At 40.4% G+C, this 3,302-nt stretch carries 3 protein-coding genes; all 3 read right to left on the bottom strand.

Features of this window, described 5'->3' with window-relative positions; translation table 11 throughout:
- Positions 1–42: 42 nt before the first annotated feature.
- Complete coding sequence (locus AC1DCV_RS35640) at positions 43–321, bottom strand: helix-turn-helix domain-containing protein (protein WP_441576299.1); 279 nt, start codon at positions 319–321, stop codon at positions 43–45.
- A gap of 154 nt (positions 322–475) precedes the next feature.
- On the bottom strand, positions 476–1,132 hold the full coding sequence (locus AC1DCV_RS35635) for a hypothetical protein (RefSeq protein WP_477027662.1): 657 nt from the start codon (positions 1,130–1,132) through the stop codon (positions 476–478).
- Positions 1,133–1,994: 862 nt separating this feature from the next.
- Positions 1,995–3,254, bottom strand: coding sequence for a site-specific integrase (locus AC1DCV_RS35630; RefSeq protein WP_477027661.1), 1,260 nt, complete (start codon positions 3,252–3,254; stop codon positions 1,995–1,997).
- Positions 3,255–3,302 lie beyond the last annotated feature (48 nt).

The raw sequence follows: 3,302 nt of genomic DNA, 5'->3' as shown, positions 1-3,302 counted from the left end.
CATTCACATGCCTGATGTAGTTGGGCTGTGCAGCTGTTTTCATCAGGAATGTTTTAAGTCTTTCTTTTTGCTACCTAATAGTTTGAGGATATCATCATGATCGTAAAAGATCAGGCCGCCAATTTTGGTATAAGCAAGCGTACCATTTATACGCATATTTTGGAGGGTACCAGGTGAAATACTAAGGAGGTCACGGACCTCATGGGATTTCAGCCATTTGCGGGGTTGAATGGCTGGAGCATTATGTAATTCGCGTAGCTCTCTGAATAATTCTGTTTTGAAGACCGCGAAATCTTCACGGGTTAGAATTTCTACTGCCATAAGTTTTGAGGTTGTTTGGTATGGCAGCAAAGGAAAAAATATTTCCTACACAAGAACAGTCACGGGGGTACTGGTACCCCCTGTAACTATTTGATTATTAACTGGAAGAATTTGGCATAATTATTTTCATCATATGATATTTAATAGTGAAAGCCTATATTATCATAGAAATACTCAGCGTAACAAAAGCGGCAACACTCATTCCTTTGTGAGAGAATTTAACCAGGTCAGTTAGAATATCACGTACTGTTTTGGATACGGCTGCATTGTCTTTATAGAAATTGCTTCGCAGACTGCCGGGAGAAACACTGTCCTGTTTAACAGTGGTAAAGAAATGGGAGAAGAAATCCAGTACCTCCGTTCTGTTCTTATTAAGATAAAAACCACTCTCCATCAGCAATCTGAGAAAATTACCTAGTTGCGGCACCGAGAAGTTTGTAAGTACTTTAAAGTCTTTCCAGCGGCCCAGTTCTTCAGAGGTATGACTGCTGCCTTCCAATGACTCTTTATCTTTCTGGTAATTGACTTCCTCCGCCAGCCAGGACTGTAATTGAGTTTGAAGAGAAGTACGTAGTTTACTATAGGCGAATCCAGGTTTAACGGTAGCCTGGTTAACCTTCTTTTGAAGATAAATAAGCCTGTCGAGTTTTTCACGGATGGTAGGTAAATTTTCAATTTCGGCATTAATAGCTTCCGTCCAGTAATCGAAATATTGTACACTGTTAAAATTGAGGTAATGTAAGACCTTCTTTAATCTCTCTGTTAAATCCTCTGCCCTACCATCCAGCAATTCAAACAGCTGCTTCCTCATTTCCTTTAAGTAATAAAGTTGCCGATAACTGATTGAAAAATCTGTCCGATCAGCTTTTATACAATCAGCGAATGGCTGAAATACTATTGACAATAAATGCTTATCAACGGCCGTTGCTTCAAACCGCTCTCTTAGCAAATTAATATCCTGGAATAGGGTAGCTTTGGCCGTTATCAGATACGAAGATGGGAGCCGGCAGTCAATGTCCAAATAACGCTCAAACTTACGCTCCAGAAATAAAAGGAGCTCACTTAGATTGCAGTAAATAATCTTATAAAGATTTAGCCAGGTAACTTCTGTTAACGATATCTGCTGACATGTAAGGTCGGCCTCCGGCAGGCAGGTCGCCATTTCCTCCATGAGTAACACTAGTTGATGCTGATGCATACTGACATACCAATCTACTTGCTTTCTTTTTCCAAGATCATAGAGGTATTGATTGAAGCTTTGCAACATACCATTCTTGTTACTAATGATATCTGAAACCGAGAAAGTAAAAAATGTGCTGTCAGGTTCTTCTTGTTTGGAAGTTGCTTGTTTGAGGTCAACATGAATCAGTTTTTCKAAATAGGAAAGTTGATAATGCTGGTGCTGCATAATAATGGATGATTTTGGGGTGATTACTTCAAGTTTGGGTTATCTACATAAAAAACGCTAGCAATTAGCTTTTCACACGACTGGAAATAATATTCGGGGCATCAACACAACAATAGCTATATAACTGCATTTTAAATCATTCATGAATATAAGCATACTGCACAAGAAAAAGTTTAACATATATCAATAATTTATTATTATAATATGTTCATGAAAATCAAGGTGGGCAATGATAACAGCCATTTCCTACCTTGATAAGTTTGCATTAGGCAGCGGCATGCGATGTGAGAGAAACCGGCAGCGAAAGGTTAAATATGCTCTTCAATGTCTTCATATCTCCGCTGACTTTACTGGCAACAATCTTCGCATAGATCTGCGTGGTCCGGATAGATTTATGTCCCAGCATAGCGCTTACTGTTTCCAGCGGCACCCCATTGGCCAATGTAACCGTTGTTGCGAATGTATGCCGGGCGGTATGCGTAGTAAGGTTTTTATTGATACCACAAAGGTCTGCCACCTCTTTGAGATAACCATTGAAACGTTGATTGCTGTTGATTGGCAGGAGAACATTGTTCGCCACGCAATAAGGATGATCTTTATACTTAGCAAGAATTTCCTTTGCGATGGGTAACAAGGGTACATTTTCACGGCACCAGGTCTTTTCTCTATTCTTTACGATCCAGTCTTCGCCGTCAAAGAATTTGGAAATATTGTCGGGGCTCAGCATCAGCGCATCTTTATAGGCGTAGCCGGTAAGCGCCATAAAAAGATAGGCGTCTTTGGTTTCCTGCAGGCGTGGAATTTTGAACTCTTTGTGATATAAAGTACTCAGCTCTTCAATGCTCAGAATATCGCGTTCCGGATTTACATAGGTACATACGTAGTCTTCTAAAGGATTTGAACTAAGCCATTTTCTTTGAACTGCCAGCTTTAAAACCTGTTTTACATTTTTCAGGTACTTCATGGCGGTATTATCCTGGATCCCCTCCGTAAGGGTCATATGATCAAAGAAGTCTTCCGCAAAAGCATATTCAATTCTTTCCGTCGGAATATCGGGGAGCTTAAATACTGTTTTCAGAAAAGTAACCACCTTTTCCTTTGTGGTATACCATTTCTTCAGTGTGCCTTCAGAACGTTTTTCTTTTTCTACTTTCTCTTTGAATTTTTCGTTGTGGTAATCGATGACCTGTATTAAAGTCTTTTTCTCGATGCCCACACCCTGATAGGCATTCTTCAGCATGGTAGGGGTAACAGTCGGGCCTTGCGCCTTCAGAAGATTATAGTGCCGGATCAGCTCTCCCCTTACATGAAGAATATGTTTGTTGATCTCAATAGCCTCCATCGATTTGCCGGCAACTTCAGCCGCTTTATTATTGAACCTTGCCGGTTCCACCTGGTACCCCAGTGAGAAACCATCCCGCTGCCCATCGATGATAATGCGCAACATAATAGTTGCTTTGCCGGCGGGGTTCTTGTTGTCCTTCCTTAACCAGAATGAAATTGATAATTCTTGACTGACTTTCATGTTCTTTGTGGGTTTAAGGTTAACTCCTTTGGTGTTGTTTGGTGTTAA

Source organism: Chitinophaga sp. 10T418 (assembly GCF_056394125.1).
Note: the sequence above shows the minus strand (reverse complement) of the source record. Positions and strands in the feature narration are given on the sequence as shown.

Coding starts and splice junctions, on each gene's coding strand:
- AC1DCV_RS35640 (WP_441576299.1), bottom strand. CDS start 321: ATGGCAGTAGAAATTCTAACCCGTGAAGATTTCGCGGTCTTCAAAACA.
- AC1DCV_RS35635 (WP_477027662.1), bottom strand. CDS start 1,132: ATGAGGAAGCAGCTGTTTGAATTGCTGGATGGTAGGGCAGAGGATTTA.
- AC1DCV_RS35630 (WP_477027661.1), bottom strand. CDS start 3,254: ATGAAAGTCAGTCAAGAATTATCAATTTCATTCTGGTTAAGGAAGGAC.